We start from the raw sequence: 17,303 nt of genomic DNA on the forward strand, positions 1-17,303 counted from the left end.
GAGGCTTCCCTGACGAGACACGCCTGATCACCTGGCCCGAAGGCTTCAAGTCCGCGGCGTCCTTCAGTTTCGACGTCGGCGCTGAATCCTGCACCATCGCCCAGCCCTAACCAACAGCAGTGAGCATAACCCTGTAATCCCGTTGAGCATGCCCAGCCTTGGCTAGGAGCAGTGGACATAGTACTCATATGTCCACTGCTTGAACCTAGGGCTGGGCATGTCCAGTGGTGGGCGCGGCGGGTTGGCTGGGCATGTCCAGTGGTGGGCGCGGCGGATGCGGGCTAAAGGTCGGCGCGGCAGGGAGCAGAGTGGAGTTTGTAGAGCCCGTTCAAGTCTCCGGCTGCCAAACCATCAGGGGCGCCGATCTCCGGGTACATGAGCTGGATTGGATCCTCCACGTGGTCAAGGCCCACTACATGGCCCAGTTCGTGTTGCACCACGGCCGACAGGTATCGGGCACCGCCGGGGACATGCAGGAGTTCCATAATCTGCGGGGCGTCCAGGTCCAGGCTCCCCGTCACGTAGCTCTTGAGGCCCGAGCCGAAGCTGTACATGGTGCTTCCGCCAGTGCCGATGACCGATCCTGCCAATCCCGGGGCAGCCTCGGGGGTGGTCCAGGAAATCAGCAGGGGTGCCCAGCGATCTCCATAGAGCGCAGGCTGGTATGGCATGCGCTTCTCGGAAGGACTTTCCTTGCTGGCGCCGTCGTCGACGAATTTGAAGCCGGTGGCCGCAGAGATCTTGGCGATGGCGTCGGCGATGAGCCCCTCGGAGCCTGCCGGGGCGAGAGCCGCGTTCACCACGTAGTGCAAAGGCCGGCACGGAGAATAGCTCACGGGCGTGCCATCGGCATTCGTCGCCAGGAACTTGTAGGAGTTGCTGGCTACAGCTGGTTTGGCAGGGGAGCCAAGTGGGTGGCCTGCTTCTTCCAAGCCGGGAGGCGGGGTGTCGGGGGCGCGGGTGGCTCTTGGTGCCGCCTGCCCCGGATCCGTGCCTTGCCTGGAATTTACGGGGTGGGCGGAAGGACCCAGGTTCGAAAGCAAGCCGGTGATACCAGGGTCGCCCCGCAGGAAACCGCTGACCAGCACGGCCACGGCTGCAACGACTGCTACGAGCATCAGGTTCCGGACCAGCGCCAGCGCGGTACTTGGACGCCTGGGCGGCGGACCGCCGTCGTACCCGTAGTTTGAATGCACGTGTTCCCCCAAATCCCTGCTCCCGGCACCCCAGTGGGCCGGTGTTCCTACCCCATCACGGCGCCGAAGACGAGCCCCAGCCCGTATGTGGCCGTGGCCGCGGCGAGCCCGATGGCGAGCTGCCGGAGGCCGCGGGTCAGCGGCGAGGTTCCGGACAACAGCCCGACGACGGCGCCGGTCGACAGAAGCGCGATGCCCACCAGAGTACCGGCTACGGCAAGTGCAGCGAAGCCCGTCATGCCGAAGATGAATGGCAGGATCGGCACAATGGCCCCGGAGGCGAAGAAACAGAAGCTGGAGATGGCGGCACCCCAAGCGGAGCCCACGGCCTCGTGCTCGTTCACGGGTTCATCCGCTTCGGGCCGGAGCGAGAGGCTGGGATCGCAATCGCAGCTGTAGAGGCCCATGCGTTCGGCGGCGCGGTGTTCGGCGGCCTCGCGGGACATGCCCCGGGCAAGGTACACCAGGACCAGCTCGTTGTGTTCGATGTCCAGGGCCGGAGCTGCGGTCAACGTCGCTTGGGTGGGACGGGTGGCCCTGAGGAGCTCCAGTTGCGAGCGGACCGAGACGTATTCGCCGGCACCCATGGACAGGGCGCCCGCCAACAGGCCGGCGATGCCGCTGAAGAGGACCACGGTGGCGGGCACGCCGGTGGCCGCCATGCCCATCACGAGGGAGAGGTTGCTGACCAAGCCGTCGTTGGCGCCGAAGACTGCGGCGCGGAAGGTGCCGGAAAGCCTGTTGCGGCCGCGCGTTGCCAGTCCGCGCACCACTTCTTCGTGGATTTGTTCGTCAGCGGCCATGGCGCGGGTTGCCGCGGGATCCTTCGCGTAAGGCGAGCGGCCTTCTGCGCGTTGGGCGAGGGCCAAAACGAACACTGATCCGAAGTTCCGGGCCAGGAATCCAAGCATCTGGCTGCGGGTGGAAGCCGCCTTGGGCATGCCGGCATGTTCACCGAGGAGCTTGAGCCAGTGTGCCTCGTGGCGTCCCTCGGCCTCTGCAAGGGCCAGAAGAATCTCGCGTTCCTCGCCATCCCGGCGCTGCGCCAGCTGACGGTATACGGCAGCCTCTGCGCGTTCGTCCGCCAAGTATTGGCGCCAGCGCTTGATGTCCGACGACGAAGGTTGCGTCTTGGTGGCTTCTGCGTCTTGCGATGGACTGCTTGAGTCTGCCGGACTGTCTGAATGCGGGGTTTTTGCGTGCGGATGCACCGGGACTCCTGGGTTGCTGGGGCGGGCTTCATCGCCTCGTTGCATGTCCACTTTATCCCCAATTTTCGCGGTTTTTCGGCTGGTGATCCTCAGCGGATATTTTAGGTGCGCCTTAAAAACGGAGAGGCTTCAGCGAAGCCCCTGTTGCCTCACGTCAATACCTCCGGGAAGGTTGATTCGTTGCCTCATGTGAAAACCTCCGGCTGGTGTGGTTCCATCGTTCGTTCACAGCGGGTTTGATCGGTGCCGGTTGTTTGGCGGTGGCGATGGCTTCAAGCCGGCCGGTGAGGGCCAGTATCTGCCGTGAGAGCGCGGCCGGCCTGATCTTCTTGTATTGGGCGTTCATGCGGATCACGGGCATCCGTGCCACGGCGGGGTCTGCTACGGCGCGCCTGTGCGGGGTCGTCGCCCGGTCGTGGGTTTTGCTGACCTTGGCTCCGTGGCGGACCTTGGCGATGAGCTTTTGCTGGGGCAGCAGGTAGTTGGTGAAAATCCGGTCCAGCTCCCAGATCTCGTTGAGCAGCTCCAGTTCCGCGGCGGTGTCATAGCGCAGGTAGCCGACAAGCTCACGGACCCTGGACCAGTTCTTCTGTTCGACGTGGGCGCCGTCGTTCTTGTTGCTCGGGCGGGACCGGGTGAAGGTGATGCGGTGCTCGAGGCAGAACTCGAAGAGTTCGTTGTTGATGAACTCACTGCCGTTGTCCGAATCGATGCCGATGACGGGAAAAGGGAAGACCGCCAGGACGTGCCGCAGGGCCGCGAAGACGTGCTTCTGTGCCTTGTTCGGCACGGACCGGTTCACCGTCCACCCGGTAGCGATATCGGTGACCGTGAGGGTGAAGCAGTACTGCCCGGACGCGGCGCCGCCCTCGTGGCCGACCAGATCGATCTCGACGAAACCCGGCACAGCGTTGTCCCACTGGGCCCAGGTGCGGATCGGGATCTGGGACTTCAGCAAAGATCCGGGCTTGGTATGGGACCGGCCATGCGGCAGGAGCTTCGCCCGCTGACCGGCCAGCCGCCGGTCAATGGTCGCCGCACTCATGCGGGCGAGCATCGCTGCCTGCCCGTCGGTAATGTCCAGGACCTTCTCTGCCCGCAGCATCGGCACGAGATCCGGCAGCATGGGGGCCAGCAGCTTGCCCGCAGGGCCCCGTAGCACCGCCCAGCACAGCACGAGACCGTCCTGCAGGTCGGCCCCATACACCGGGGCGCGTCCCGGCCTGACGGGCCGTGGCCGCGGCGGATCGAGCGCATGCCGCAAAACCGCCCGCGCATGGTCCCGGTGCCAGCCGGTCAGCTCGACAAGCTCATCCCGGATCCGCCCCTTCCTGGCCCGGTCACCGGCCCGGTAGGACTCGGCCAGGTGCTTCGTCACGGCTTTGCGTTCACCCATCGTCAATCCCATCCCTCAAGGATCTCCGCGGCCACCCTTCCCGGACCTTTTCCCATGAGGCAACGTATGCGGCTACGCGGAGGTTTTTTATGAGTCAACGCGAAGCCTTGACCACCGGATGGGGCAGTGCTGGGATGGATGGACAGGGTCCACGAAGGGGCGCCGGCGGCGTGGTGACTGGCTGCCTGATCCGCTTGCGCGATGGGCTCAGCGGCACGTCGAACGGAGGTTGCACCATGGACAGCACCGAGACCCACGCCCGACACCCGGATCGTCCCACGGTCGAGGCCGATCCCGGCTACGACTACAGCGAGGACCTGGAGGTGGACGAGGACTTGGAGGAACAACCCGAGGTCCTGGACGACGATGAACGGGTGGTCCCGCTAGACGCCGACGAACACCGCGAGGACGAAGAGTTCGAATAGGCCTGAGGAGGCGGGCGCCGCTTCGCCCAGTTGGGCAGGGGCTAAAAGGTGGCTAAAACGCGCTCAGGATGAAGTGCCGTTGCACGCCTGCCCGGTGACCGGTCGCCGCCACCGTGAGGGTGAGTTTCCGCGTGGCCGGGAACCAGCGCGCAGGCTGGACTGCTTGCGACAGCGCTTCGGTGATGAGTCGCGGCTCGTGATGCCAATGGCGTTCAAGATGGCCATCCACCACGAACGTGATGGAGCCTTGGGACAGGTCGACGCCGGGAATCACCCGGACGAACTCGTCCACCCGACGGACGCGCGGGACGCGTACGGGGCTTGGCTGTGTGGTGTGGCTGACTGTGGCGGTAGCGCCGCCGGTTTCCAAAGGCATTGCCTTCTCCTGGTGGAGTTGCTCTTGCCCGTTCGGTTGTCTCTGGTCCGGATCGGGCCGCTTCTTCATCCGAACCACCCGTGAACATGGGGTTGGCGTGTGGCAAGTCGGAGCTTGGCGCCACATCTCTTGAAGCTCTTCCTACTGTACAGGTATGACTCTGTACAGGTATGACTGCGGCACAGGCACCGGTACAAACAGCGGCACCGCATCCTCCGCCGAGAAGGTGCGGCACCGCCGTCGTGCTTAACTCTGTGATCCTTAGTGGATGGCTACCGGGTGGGCTTCCAAGGGGAGTTCTTCCGCGGCCGCTCCTGCAACGCGACGGTCCCAGGCTGCGCGGACTTCGGGGTCCGTGGGAGGGGTCAGCACGGAGACGACGATGTAGATGACCAGCGAGGCGCCGAGGCCCCAGTAGATGGGATCGTTGGCGTAAACGCCGTCTTCGCTGGGGATGATTCCCGTGGTGTAGGCGATCAGCAATGCCAAGGTCAGGACGGAACCGACTGCCATGGACCACGCTGCGGCGATGCCGGTGCCGCGCTTCCAGATCAAGCCGCCCAGGATGGCCACCAGCAGGCCACCCACCAGGATGTCGTAGGCGATGGTCAGGGCCACCACGACGTCTTGCGCCGCCATGGAGATCAACACGGCCACGACACCCAATCCAAGGACCCAGTAGCGGTTGGCCTTGACGTCGTGCTCGGGGTTTTCGCTGTCGTTCGTGTTGATGGTCTTGCCGAACCAGCTGGCCACAAACGGCACAACGTCGGCGCGGGCCACCGTGGCTGCGGCAATGAGTGCTCCGGAGGCGGTGGACATCATGGCGGCGACTGCGGCGGCCATGACGAGGCCGCCGATGCCGATCGGCAGGATGTGGGTTGCCACTTCGGCGTAGACCACGTCCTTGCCGAGGGCCTTGACGTCGATGTTGGGAAGGGCAACCCGGGCGGCCAGGCCGATCAGGGCGCCGGCGACGCCGTACAGGACGCAGTAGATACCTGCAGTGGCACCGCCCCAACGGGCCACGGTGGCGGTCTTGGCAGTGAAGACGCGCTGCCAGATGTCCTGGCCGATCAGCAAGCCAAGGGTGTAGACCACGAAGTACGTGATGATGGTCTGGGCTCCGATGCCGTCCAATTGGAAGAAGCTGGCGTCAACGCGGGCGCGGATCCCGTCGAAGCCGCCTGCGGCGTTGAGGACGAACGGCAGCATGAGGAAGAAGATGCCAACCGTCTTGATGATGAACTGCACTTGGTCGGCGAGGGTGATGGACCACATGCCGCCAATGGTGGAGTAGACCAGGACGATTGCACCGCCGACGGCGATGGCTAGCCAACGTTCCCAGCCGAAGAGGACAACGAAGATGGTGGCGTAGGCGCCCGTGGACGTGGCGCACAGCATGAGGGTGTAGGCCAGCATGACGATGCCGGACGTCTGCGTGGCGCGCTGGCCGTAACGCAGGCTCAGCATTTGGGAGACGGTGTAGATCTTCAGACGCTGGATGGTGCCGGCGAAGAGCAGGCTCAGGAGGAGCACGCCCGAACCGATGGCCACTACCAGCCACATCCCGGAGATGCCGAACTTGTAGCCGAGGCCGACGCCGCCAACGGTTGATGCACCACCGAGGACCACTGCGGCCATGGTGCCGGTGTAGAGCATCGGACCGAGGCGGCGTCCGGCCACCAGGAAGTCGCTGTTGTTCTTGGTGCGCGATTTGCCCCACCAGCCGAAGGCCAGCATGGCAAGCAGGTACACCACCACGATCGCAATATTGATGAACGAAGAGTCCACGGTTGGCTCCTGAGGGTGATGCGCAGGGCTTCCAGGGATTCCGACGGCGGTTCCGCTTGATTTCCTCGCGGCTTGCAGAAGGTCCCTGCGCTAGTGATTGGGGAAAGCGGCCTGTGACGTGTAACTCACAAACAACACTTGTTGCCTATGAGGATACGTAGTGATGCGAGTAACAGTCAAGATGTCGCTGCCGCCGGGGGACGCCCCGGCGCCCCGGAAGGCCTATTGGATGGCTGCTCCGGATACTATTGCTGCAATGACAGGGCCGCAGAAACGGCCTGAAAGGTTCGTGAATGAAGGCTCTCCCCGTTGAACCGAGCAACATACCCGTTGCCATCGGTTCCAGAATCCGTGCCGCCCGCCAGTCGCAGCGGCTGACCATCGAGCAGGTTGCGGACGCCACGGGCCTCACCAAGGGGTTCCTAAGCCGCGTGGAGCGGGACCTGACGTCGCCTTCGGTCGCATCCCTGGTAACCCTTTGCCAAGTCCTTTCCGTGTCCATTGGCGATCTTTTCGCGGCTCCCGAGACGCACCTGACCCGCCGCGACGACGGTCCGCGGATCTCGCTTGGTGGCCAGGGGATCGTGGAGCGGCTCCTGACCGCCCGCTCCGAACGGCGGTTGCAGATTCTGCAGGCATCCATCGAGCCCCGCGGTCGGGGAGAATCCGAGCTTTACGCCGTTGATTGCGACGTCGATGTCCTGCACGTCGTCAAGGGACGCATCAAGTTGATCCTTACAAACGAGGAATACGAGCTCGAGGAGGGAGACACGCTGTCCTTCCCGGGCCGCGAACCCCACACCTGGGTCAATCCCACGGACGAGCCCGTTGAGGTGCTCTGGATCCTGGTGCCCGCAGCCAGCCGCTGAGGTTGGCCGCGGCCACCCGGCGCTTAACACATCGGAAACCTGAGCGACTTCAGGATTTAACCCACGGCTCCGGCGTGTTACTTGCGCGAAATGAATTGTGCCGAATGCTGAAACAGGGCGACTGTACCTTCGAGTCAAGGCAACTCGTCAAGGTCGGTATCCCGTGGGCTACCAGGACCTGTTCGTTTTAACAATGGTCTCGCCGTGCGGGCGCCATGGAGCGCCGTATATGCAGGAAGGCTCCCGAAATGAACCCAGCATTTTTTAGCGTAGGGCTGGATGTCAATCCCCAGACCCTCGATCCCGGCTCCACGGCCTGGATGCTTGCAGCATCTGCCCTCGTCCTCCTCATGACGCCAGGTTTGGCGTTCTTCTACGGCGGCCTGGTCCGGATGAAATCCGTCCTTAACATCATGATGATGAGCTTTGGCGCCATGGGCGTGGTCGCGGTCGTCTGGGCCCTGTGGGGCTACGGGCTCGCGTTCGGCCCGGATACCCTCGGCGGCTTCATCGGTGACCCCTTCGCGAACTTCGGACTCAACGGATTGGCCACCGTCATCGGCGGGAAAGCCCCCGGGCTGCCGGACATGGTCTTCATAGGATTCCAAGCCACCTTCGCCATCATCACGGTTGCCCTGATCAGTGGAGCCGTAGCCGAACGCGTCCGTTTTGGCCCATGGCTGCTGTTTGCCGGCCTTTGGGTCACCATCGTCTATGCGCCTATTGCGCACTGGGTCTGGGGTGGTGGGCTCTTTGGATCCACAGGCATCATCGGCAGCAAGATCTCAGCTCTCGACTTTGCTGGCGGCACGGTAGTCCATATGAATGCGGGCATGGCAGGGCTCATGCTTGCAGTAGTACTGGGCAAACGGCTCGGATTCATGAAAGACCCCAACATCCGGCCGCACAACCTCCCCTTCGTGATGCTTGGGGCCGGTTTGCTGTGGTTCGGCTGGTTCGGATTCAACGCCGGTTCGGAACTGGCTGCTGACGGAATTGCAGCCCTTGCCTGGACAAACACCCTCTTGGCGACCAGCGCCGCGCTCCTGGGCTGGCTACTCATTGAAAGGCTCCGGGACGGCCACGCGACCTCCCTCGGCGCGGCATCCGGCGCGGTCGCGGGCTTGGTGGCAATCACCCCGGCGTGTGGATTCGTGGACCCTGTAGGCGCGATCCTCATTGGTGTCCTCGCGGGGGCCGTCTGCGCATTGGCCATCGGGCTGAAGTTCAAGATCGGATTGGACGACTCCCTGGACGTGGTTGCCGTTCACTTTGTCGGTGGCCTGTGGGGGACCTTGTCCCTCGGATTCTTCGCTGTCCCCTCCTCAAAGACTGAAGGCGGCCTGCTGTACGGTGGCGGCCTGACCCAGTTCTGGCCCCAGATATTGACGGCGCTGATCGTCACGGTCTGGACGGCGGTGATGACCACGCTGATTGGGTTGGCCATCCACAAGACTGTGGGCATGCGCGTCAAGGAGCACGAAGAACTGGCCGGAATCGATATCACGGAGCACGCCGAAACAGCCTACGAGCTGGCGATGGTTGGCGGAACGTTCCATCCAGGTGATCAGGGCGGCAAAACCCCGCCGACCTCCAGCGGTGAGCAAGAAGCAAGCGTCAACGGGAAGACAGGACGGATCCGCAGCAAGGCCACGACATGAAGCTGGTCACGGCCATAGTCCGGCCGGAGCGGATCGATGAGGTCCGGGAATCACTGGAAGGTTTTGGAATCAACGGGATGACCGTGAGTCAGGCCAACGGCTACGGCCAGCAGCGGGGACACGTGGAGGTATACCGGGGCGCGGAATACAGCTCCGATCTCCTCCCTAAAATCCGGGTTGAGGTCCTGGCTACCGACGATCTGGTGGACGGCATAGTGGCAGCCATCATCTCCGGCGCCAGTACCGGCCAGTTCGGGGACGGCAAGATCTGGACCGTTGAGGTGTCCCAGGCAGTTCGCGTCCGGACCGGGGAACGTGGCGCCTCCGCCATTAGCTAGCCTCCGCCATTAGCCAGCCTCCGAAATTGGTCAGAAAGACAGTGCGGACTAGAAAGACAGCGCCGATTAGAAAGACAGTGTTGGTGTCGCTTCCAGTGTTGGTGCCGCTCCGCGAGCGGCACCAACACTGTCATGTTTCAGCCCACGTGCACCCATGGCCTGCGCGTGATGTCCGGTTCGGCTTCACGCAGCACTTCACGGGTCACCGGGGCAATCTCGCCTTCGCCGAAGAACAGGAACTTGCTCAGGTTGGCGATCGGATTGCCCTCGGTCCAGCGGAAATAGATGTGCGGCATGAGCCCCGTGACGTCTCGGATGTGGAGGAGCACTGCGGCCAGCGTGTTCGGCACGTTGTTGCTGTGGATCTCCAGGATCTTGAAGCCGTGGCGGCGTTTGCCTTCCACGAGGAGTTCCTGCTCGAAGTCGGAGCTGTCGTCCACAATGATTTCAATGAAAAGAGCGTCGCTGTCTACCGGCAAGTGGTTGGCCTGCTGGGCATGCTGCAACTTCAACTGGTACCGGTCGGCGCTGAGCCGCTTGGGCTCGTGGGCGATGATCCGGATGGGGCCTTCCTCATTGGCGGCCGTGAATTCGAGCGCCATCTGGTCCATCTTGATATGCGTGGCGCGTAGTTCGAAGGAACGGCGTACCCGCGAGGCGAAGCTCACCAGGACGATGCCGAGGATGAAAAGCGCGGCGATCCTGATGCCGTCCGGGCGTTCCACCACATTGGCCACGGTGGTGTAGGCGAAGACGACGGCGACAACGCCGAAAGCGATCGTCTTGCGTTTTTGCTGCTTCCTCCGGGCCGACAGCGTGACAGCGATCGAGGCCGAAGTCATGAGGACCAGCACACCGGTGGCATAGGCACCACCTTGGGCTTCCACGTTTGCCTCGAAGACCAGCGTGATGATGAAGGCAATGGCGGTGAAGACCAGGACCAGGGGGCGGACGGCCTTGGTCCATGCGGGTGCCATGCCGAAGCGGGGTAAGTAGCGCGGCACGAGGTTCAGCAGGCCGGCCATGGCGGAGGCGCCGGCAAACCAAAGGATCGCGATGGTGCTGATGTCATAGACCGTGCCGAATCCGTCGCCCAGGAATTGGTGGGCAAGGAAAGCAAGGGCGCGCCCGTTGGCCTTCCCGTCCGGCTGGAATTCCGCGGCCGGAATCAAGAAGGTGGTGATGAAGCTCGAGGCCACCAGGAACGCGCTCATGATGAGCGCCGCCGTCGTGAGCAGTTTGTGGGTGCCGCGGATGCGGCCGGCGGGGTCTTCTTCCGTGTCGCTGGGGCTGCCCTTGATCTGTGGCATGACCGCGACGCCGGTCTCGAATCCTGAGAGGCCCAGGGCAAGCTTCGGGAAGACCAGGAGCGCGATGCCCACCATGATCAACGGGTTGCCGTGCTGCTGGTTCAAAGCCGCCCACCAGTCGGTCACCACGTGTGCCTCGGTCACCACGTGGACCAAGCCGACGGCGACGACGACGGCGTTCAGCACCAGATAGACGCCCACCAGGACGACGGCGACGTTGATGGCCTCCTTGAATCCCCTGAGGAACACCACGCCAAGCCCGGCGATGAGCGCCAGGGTGATGGTGATTTCCTGCCCGTGGAGCCATTCCGGTGCAAAGGGGTTTTCGATCGCGTGGGCGCTTGCATCGGCAGCAGAGAGGGTCATGGTGATCATGAAGTCCGTGGCGGCGAATCCCAGCAAGGCGAGCACGAAGAGCTTGCCGCCCCAGCGGGGGAGGAGCCGTTCGAGCATTGCGATGGAGCCTTCGCCGTGCGCGCTTTCGGAAGCGACCCGGCGGTAGACCGGCAGCGCGCCGAGCAGCGTCACGGCGACCAGCACGATCGTGGCGAGCGGTGAGACGATCCCGGCAGCGAGTGCCGCGATGGCGGGCTGGTAGCCGAGGGTGGAGAAGTAGTCGACGCCGGTGAGGCACATGACCTTCCACCAGGACTGGGGAGTGTGGTCCTCGTCGGGCTTGCCATGGGGGCCTTGGCGCTTTCCGGAGGTCTCCGGCATGCCGTCGAGCAGCCAGCGTTTGAACTCGCCCGCGGGTTTGCGCTGGTCTGAGGGGTCGGCAGGCGGCCTGGTCAGCGTTGTCACATGGTCCTTTCGTGCAGCGGGTTGCTGCTCCAGATGGAGAGTACGGGTGCTCCAAAGGGCCAGTTGGCCGTTTTTATGGAATCTTTACGCCGGCTGTGAGCGGTGTCACCTACACCTGCGTCGCATTTCTGCATTTCACCATTTGGCATGTGAGCGGCATCACGTAGCATATAGAACGTCCTATGTTGGATGTGACGAAGAATACGAAAGGGCTACGCATGAATGACCCGCTACTCAGTGACAGGGCCAGGAGGAGGTTGCGATGGACGCAGGGAAGAGTTGCCGTCTCAGCGGCAGCCGCAGCAGTTCTCATGGCGTCGACGGTTATGCCGGCATATGCCGCCTTGGAACCGTTCCCGAATCCCAACGTTCCTTCAAATCCCCCGGGAAGCTACACCGAGCAGGTCCTTGCTTCCAACGGCGACAACGCCATCGACCCGGTCCTGGGCAAGTACTACCGGATAGTTGCGTTGGCGGACTTGGGTGACGGAGTCCTCCTGGCCTCCTACGATGGCCGCCCCGATGGGGGCGATTCTCCTTCCGCCAACTCCATCGTCCAGCGGCGCAGCATCGACGGCGGGAAGACCTGGGGGAGCCCCACTTTCATCGCGCGGGGGCAAATGGGCTCCGCGAGCGTGCAGAAATACGGTTTCAGCGATCCCAGCTACGTCGTGGACAAAGTTACCGGGACGGTGTTCAACTTCCACGTGTACTCCAAGAACCAAGGGTTCGGGGGAAGCGTGCTCGGCAACGACGATACCGACGCCAACGTGATCAGCTCGCAGGTATCCGTCTCCACCGACCGCGGACTCACCTGGTCCACGGATCCGGCTAACCAGCCGAGCCTGCCGGTCCCGTCCAGCTATCCTGCCGGTTCGGCCTACTCCGCTTTTGCGGGTCCGCTGATCACCAACGCCATCAAGCCAAACGGCAATACCGTCAATGGCGTTCCCAATGTCGGTGGTGTCGTCAGCATGTTCGCCTCCTCCGGCGAGGGAATCCAGCTCAACTACGGAGCCCACGCCGGACGACTCATCCAGCAGTTCGCCGGAACCATTGTCCAGCCCGACGGTAGCCGCCAGATCCAGGCCTACAGCGTCTATTCCGATGACCATGGCAAGAGCTGGAAGATGGGCACGCCTACTGGAACGGGCATGGATGAGAACAAGACGGTTGAGCTGTCCGATGGCCGCGTCATGTTGAACTCAAGGGACAGTTCCGGCGCCAACCCGCACTTCCGCAAGGTGGCGTATTCCTTGGATGGCGGTGTCACCTACAGCACCCCGGTCGCGGAGAGCCAGCTTCCGGATCCGCGGAACAACGGCTCCATCACGCGGATGTACCCGGATGCGCCGGCGGGATCGGCCGATGCCAAGAAGCTGCTGTTCTCCAACTCGCCCACTCCCACTGCCGGCGGCGCGCGCGTGGACGGCACCATCCGCTATTCGGCTGACGACGGCAAGACTTGGGGTTCCTCGCGGATCTTCAAACCCGGAAGTATGTCCTACTCCACCCTGAGTCCCCTGTCGGACGGCACTTTCGGCGTCCTCTATGAAGGCGACAACAACACCATCACCTTCGGGAAGTTTGACAGGGCCTGGCTTAACCCGATCGCGGCAGCTCTTGTCCCGGGGAGCGCCACGGTCGCGAACGGTGGAACCGCCCAGTTGAGTGTGACGGTCACCAATAACGACAGCTCGCCGCTTCCGGCTGCCACTGTCGGCCTTGATGCCTTGCAGGACTGGACGTCGACGACGGCGGACCTCGCCGCTCTCGATCCGGGCGCCTCGGCGACTGTCCAGCTGAGTGTCACGGCGCCGTCGTACGCCAAAGCAGGTGCGGTTCCCTTGACCGCCAGGTTGAACGCCGGTGGATCATCGATGATCGCACCTGTCTCTGTGACGGTGACGGGTGGTTCCGCTGGCAACGTGGTGGGTGCCTATATTTTCGGCGCTCGCAATGACGCCGGAAGAGACCTCGCAAGCCACCCGTATGCGGCAGGGAGCGCGGTACCCTACAAGTTCCGGGTGTACAGCACGGGCAACGTCACGGAGTCCGTTGTTCCGCAGTCCGGCAATTTCCAGCCGTTCCTGCCGCCAGGCTCCGGGAACTGCCGGTTTAGTGCCCTGGGAGTGTGGGGCAATTTCCTCTGCGGCACGCCACAGCACACCGTAACGGCAGATGAAGTTGCCCAAGGATTCTTCGTGCCCAGCAGTGTTTGGCAGGTAACGGGCACCGGGGCCGCCACCCAGAACTACACCGTCACGGGGGATGAGGTGGACCTGCTGGTCCGCAATCCCCAGCTGGGCGGATCGGTGGTGTCGAGCTTCAATGACGTTGACGGGGATGCGTTTGCCGGTCCCGGCGATACGGTGACGTTCGGCTATACAGTGACCAACACCGGCAATGTGGCGTTGACGAACCTTTCGGCTCCGGCCATTGGACTGTACCGCTCGGCGCTCGCCGCGGGAGAGTCCGTCAGCTTCACCTCGAGCTACATTCTGACGGACGCCGATATCGCGGCCAAGCAGATCCCGGCAGCGACTATCCCGGTCACCGCGGGCAACGGCTCCAAGGCTGCTTCCCTCCAGCTGGTCAGGGAGGCGGTCGCGCTGAAGGTCAAGCCTGCCAAGCCCACCTCGGATCCCGTCTTGGCTTCCCAGGAGCTGCTCGGCAAGAATCCGACGCTTGACCTGGGGCTCGGAACGGACAAATACCGCACCGGACAGACGGTGACGGTCCACAATGTCGAGTACGGACAGTGGTACTACGTCTACCTGAACAAACGGAGCTACCGTCTGGGCTGGTTCTTCCCGACCCGGCAAAACACCCTTTCCTTCGTGCTGCCGGACGACGTGAAGAACGGGCTGGACAGCCTCGTGGTGCTGGACGCGGAAGGCCGCCAGGTGTCTTTCGGGGACTTCCAGGTGACCCCCTTCGGGAGTAAGTAGCCCGGGAGGGGAGATGAAGTGAGAAGCTGGGCCGGGCGCTGGGGAGCCCGGCCCAGTCTTGCTGCGCGGATTCGGATGCATAGTGCAGACGTAAACAAGTGATGCATATAAGGCAACTTTGAGTGTATGATTGGTGTCACAGTCACTACCCCCTCTTACCTACTCACTAAAGGAGTGGCGCATTTTGGAAGAGCTTCGCATTGAGGCCAACGGCAACCTTGGTCCCATAGATTCGGCCCGAATCCCGCGCTACGCCGGTGCTGCCACCTATGCCCGCTTGCCCCGGCTGGACCAAGTGTCCAAGGCCGATGTCACGGTGGTCGGCGTCCCCTTCGACTCCGGTGTTTCCTATCGTCCCGGTGCCCGTTTCGGTGCCAACCACGTGCGTGAAGCCAGCCGTCTGCTACGCCCGTACAACCCGGCCTGGGACGTTAGCCCCTTTGAGAACATCCAGGTTGCCGACGCCGGGGACATGGCGGTGAACCCGTTCAATATCAACGAAGCTATTGAGACCATCCAGCAGAACGCGCTGGATCTGACCGCCAACGGAAGCAAGCTCGTGACGCTCGGTGGTGACCACACCATTGCGCTGCCGCTGCTCCGCGCTGCCGCCGAACGCGCAGGTGAGCCCGTTGCCATGCTGCACTTCGACGCCCACCTGGACACCTGGGACACCTACTTCGGCGCCGAGTACACGCACGGCACGCCGTTCCGCCGCGCCGTCGAAGAAGGGATCCTGGATACCGAGGCCATCAGCCACGTTGGTACCCGCGGCCCGCTTTACGGAAAAAAGGACCTCGACGACGATCACCGCTTCGGCTTCGGTATTGTCACCTCCGCAGACGTCTACTACCAGGGCGTCCTGGAAACCGTAGCCAGGATCCGCGACCGCATCGGCAACCGCCCGCTCTACATTTCCGTGGACATCGACGTCCTGGATCCGGCCCACGCGCCTGGTACCGGCACGCCTGAAGCCGGCGGCATCACCAGCCGCGAACTCCTCGAAATCATCCGCGGTTTCCGTGGCATGAACCTCGTGGGCGCGGACATCGTCGAGGTCGCGCCGGCGTACGACCACGCTGAAATCACCGGCGTCGCGGGCAGCCACGTTGCCTACGAACTTGTCACCCTCATGGCCGACAACGCCGTCAAAGGCAACCGGCACGGCGCCCTTAACGGCTACGCCGCCCAGGCCTTGGGCCAGGAATCCCGGCGCCCGGCCGGTTTCGCCCCGGCGGTCACGAAGTGACGGACCAGCGCAACGGCGGGGACCTCGTCGTCGAGACCCTTGAAGCGCTCGGCGCAAAGACGGTCTTCGGGATCCCGGGCCAGCACGCCCTGGGACTGTTCGACGCGATGGGCCGCGGCAATCTCCATTTCGTGTCCTCCCGCGTGGAGAACAATTCGGCCTTCGCCGCGGACGGGTATTCCCGGGCCACGGGCGAGGTCGGGGTGCTTTTCCTGTCCACCGGGCCCGGTGCTTTGACGTCCCTGGCCGGTTTGCAGGAAGCGTATGCCACGGGCGTGCCCATGGTAGTCGTGGCGAGCCAGATTCCCTTGGAAGGTTTGGGGGCGCGCCGGAAGGGCATGCTGCACCAGCTCGATGACCAGAAGGCCTCGGCCGCGAACGTCACCAAGAGCCAGCGCCTCATCCAACATGCTTCCGGGATTCCCTCGGCTATCCAGGATGCCTGGACCGAAGCCATTTCGTCCCCGCAGGGTCCGGTGTGGATCGAGATTCCGCAGAACGTGCTCCTGGACCCCATCATGGTGCCGCCGGTGGAGGACGCCCTCGCCGAGGCTGCCGATAACCCGCCGCGCGTGGAGTTGATCCGCGAAGCCGTGAATTGGCTCTCGACGGCGGAGCGACCCGCGATCATCGCCGGCGGCGGCACGCGCCGTGGCCGGGCCGAGAAGTCGCTCCTGTCGATCGCGGAGAAACTCCGTGCACCGGTCATCTGCACCCCGGGCGGCAACGGAGCGTTCCCTTGGAACCATGAGCTGTCCTTGCAGTCCTGGATCGAAGACCGTCACATGACGGACGTCCTCGAAGACGCTGACGTACTGATCGTCATCGGGTCCTCCCTGGGCGAGGTCACGTCCAACTACTTCACCTTCGAGCCCCGCGGGCGGATTATCCAGATCGACGCCGAACCCCGGGTCCTGGAATCGAACCGGCCCGGGCTGGGCATCCGTGCTGACGCCGGGCAGGCTCTTGTTGCCCTGGATTCTGCCTTGGCTGAGGCGCTGGCCGGGCTCGGCGGCGCTGGCGCGGCCGGCGGAGTCGGCCCTAATTGGCACGGCACCACGCCCGAGAACCTGGTCAAGGAGTCGTTGGCCAAGGTCATGGCACGCCTTGAATCGCAGGACCTGGGCAAGGAACTGAAGTTCATGGCCGATATCCGCGAAGCCGTTCCGGCCGACATGCAGACCTTCTGGGACATGACCATCTCGGCCTACTGGGGATGGAGCTGCTGGGATTCCCGCGAAGGCCAGTTCCACTCAGCCCAAGGTGCCGGCGGCCTCGGTTTCGGCTTCCCGGCAGCCCTCGGCGGCGCGGTAGGTCTGGAAACTGTCGGCAAACCCAGCCGCGTGCTGGCGGTCTCCGGTGATGGTTCCTCCATGTACTCAATCTCCGAGCTGGCCACAGCCAAGCAACACAACATCCCGGTCACGTGGTTGATCGTGGACGACGGCGGCTACGGCATCCTGCGCGAATACATGGTGGGCGCGTTCGGCAAGGCCACGGCTACCGAGCTTGCCCGCCCGGACTTCGTCAAGCTCGCCGAGGCCTTCGGGGTGCCGGCCCGCAGAGTGGCCCCGGAGGACGTCGGGGACGCGCTTCGGGAAGGTTTCGCCGCGGACGGTCCCAACGTCGTCGTGGTTGAAACCCTCCTGAAGATGTTCGGCCCCACACACCTGGGCGACTGACGCTCCAGACACTCCACCCTCCAGCGCGAGCTGGCAGCTAATGA

General features: G+C 63.7%; 13 protein-coding genes and 1 riboswitch. Of the genes, 7 read left to right on the forward strand and 6 right to left on the reverse strand.

Annotation, left to right across the window (positions count from 1 at the left end):
* Positions 1–281: 281 nt before the first annotated feature.
* The 3 genes from A3M3_RS0110215 to A3M3_RS0110225 all read right to left on the reverse strand — a co-directional run bounded on the left by A3M3_RS0110215 (position 282) and on the right by A3M3_RS0110225 (position 3,803).
* The gene (locus A3M3_RS0110215; protein ID WP_442853100.1) at positions 282–1,196 is read right to left on the reverse strand and encodes a matrixin family metalloprotease; all 915 of its coding nucleotides are present in this window, start codon (positions 1,194–1,196) and stop codon (positions 282–284) included.
* Between the two features lie 47 nt (positions 1,197–1,243).
* A complete protein-coding gene (locus A3M3_RS0110220; protein WP_028266240.1) occupies positions 1,244–2,407 on the reverse strand; it encodes a VIT1/CCC1 transporter family protein in 1,164 nt (387 codons plus the stop codon).
* 154 nt (positions 2,408–2,561) lie between these two features.
* On the reverse strand, positions 2,562–3,803 hold the full coding sequence (locus A3M3_RS0110225) for an integrase catalytic domain-containing protein (RefSeq protein ID WP_081736900.1): 1,242 nt from the start codon (positions 3,801–3,803) through the stop codon (positions 2,562–2,564).
* 236 nt (positions 3,804–4,039) lie between these two features.
* Between A3M3_RS0110225 and A3M3_RS0110230 the strand changes: the two genes are divergently transcribed.
* Positions 4,040–4,228, forward strand: coding sequence for a hypothetical protein (locus A3M3_RS0110230; RefSeq protein WP_028266242.1), 189 nt, complete (start codon positions 4,040–4,042; stop codon positions 4,226–4,228).
* 52 nt (positions 4,229–4,280) lie between these two features.
* Here A3M3_RS0110230 and A3M3_RS28050 read toward each other — a convergent pair whose 3' ends face one another.
* Positions 4,281–4,604 (reverse strand): hypothetical protein, encoded by a 324-nt coding sequence (locus A3M3_RS28050; RefSeq protein ID WP_051423103.1) that lies wholly within the window; start codon positions 4,602–4,604, stop codon positions 4,281–4,283.
* A gap of 15 nt (positions 4,605–4,619) precedes the next feature.
* Positions 4,620–4,739, reverse strand: a riboswitch (SAM riboswitch).
* 126 nt (positions 4,740–4,865) lie between these two features.
* Complete coding sequence (locus A3M3_RS0110240) at positions 4,866–6,398, reverse strand: sodium:solute symporter (RefSeq protein ID WP_028266243.1); 1,533 nt, start codon at positions 6,396–6,398, stop codon at positions 4,866–4,868.
* Between the two features lie 293 nt (positions 6,399–6,691).
* Between A3M3_RS0110240 and A3M3_RS0110245 the strand changes: the two genes are divergently transcribed.
* The 3 genes from A3M3_RS0110245 to A3M3_RS0110255 all read left to right on the forward strand — a co-directional run bounded on the left by A3M3_RS0110245 (position 6,692) and on the right by A3M3_RS0110255 (position 9,266).
* The gene (locus tag A3M3_RS0110245; protein ID WP_028266244.1) at positions 6,692–7,267 is read left to right on the forward strand and encodes a helix-turn-helix domain-containing protein; all 576 of its coding nucleotides are present in this window, start codon (positions 6,692–6,694) and stop codon (positions 7,265–7,267) included.
* A gap of 248 nt (positions 7,268–7,515) precedes the next feature.
* The gene (locus A3M3_RS24640; RefSeq protein WP_051423104.1) at positions 7,516–8,928 is read left to right on the forward strand and encodes an ammonium transporter; all 1,413 of its coding nucleotides are present in this window, start codon (positions 7,516–7,518) and stop codon (positions 8,926–8,928) included.
* On the forward strand, positions 8,925–9,266 hold the full coding sequence (locus A3M3_RS0110255; protein ID WP_028266245.1) for a P-II family nitrogen regulator: 342 nt from the start codon (positions 8,925–8,927) through the stop codon (positions 9,264–9,266). Before A3M3_RS24640 ends, A3M3_RS0110255 begins: the two co-directional genes overlap by 4 nt.
* A gap of 137 nt (positions 9,267–9,403) precedes the next feature.
* Here the strand turns inward: A3M3_RS0110255 and A3M3_RS0110260 are convergent, their stop codons facing one another.
* Positions 9,404–11,377, reverse strand: coding sequence for an APC family permease (locus tag A3M3_RS0110260; RefSeq protein ID WP_028266246.1), 1,974 nt, complete (start codon positions 11,375–11,377; stop codon positions 9,404–9,406).
* 218 nt (positions 11,378–11,595) lie between these two features.
* On the opposite strand from A3M3_RS0110260, the gene A3M3_RS0110265 reads away from it, so the two are divergent.
* The 3 genes from A3M3_RS0110265 to A3M3_RS0110275 all read left to right on the forward strand — a co-directional run bounded on the left by A3M3_RS0110265 (position 11,596) and on the right by A3M3_RS0110275 (position 17,259).
* Positions 11,596–14,328, forward strand: a complete 2,733-nt coding sequence (locus A3M3_RS0110265; RefSeq protein WP_081736901.1) for an exo-alpha-sialidase — start codon at positions 11,596–11,598, stop codon at positions 14,326–14,328.
* Positions 14,329–14,512: 184 nt separating this feature from the next.
* The gene (gene speB / locus A3M3_RS0110270; protein ID WP_028266248.1) at positions 14,513–15,577 is read left to right on the forward strand and encodes an agmatinase; all 1,065 of its coding nucleotides are present in this window, start codon (positions 14,513–14,515) and stop codon (positions 15,575–15,577) included.
* Complete coding sequence (locus A3M3_RS0110275; RefSeq protein WP_028266249.1) at positions 15,574–17,259, forward strand: thiamine pyrophosphate-binding protein; 1,686 nt, start codon at positions 15,574–15,576, stop codon at positions 17,257–17,259. The genes speB and A3M3_RS0110275 overlap by 4 nt, the downstream gene beginning before the upstream one ends.
* Positions 17,260–17,303: the final 44 nt, after the last annotated feature.

Origin of the sequence: Arthrobacter sp. MA-N2 (genome assembly GCF_000517125.1) — a bacterium.
GTDB classification, from domain to species: domain Bacteria; phylum Actinomycetota; class Actinomycetes; order Actinomycetales; family Micrococcaceae; genus Arthrobacter; species Arthrobacter methylotrophus.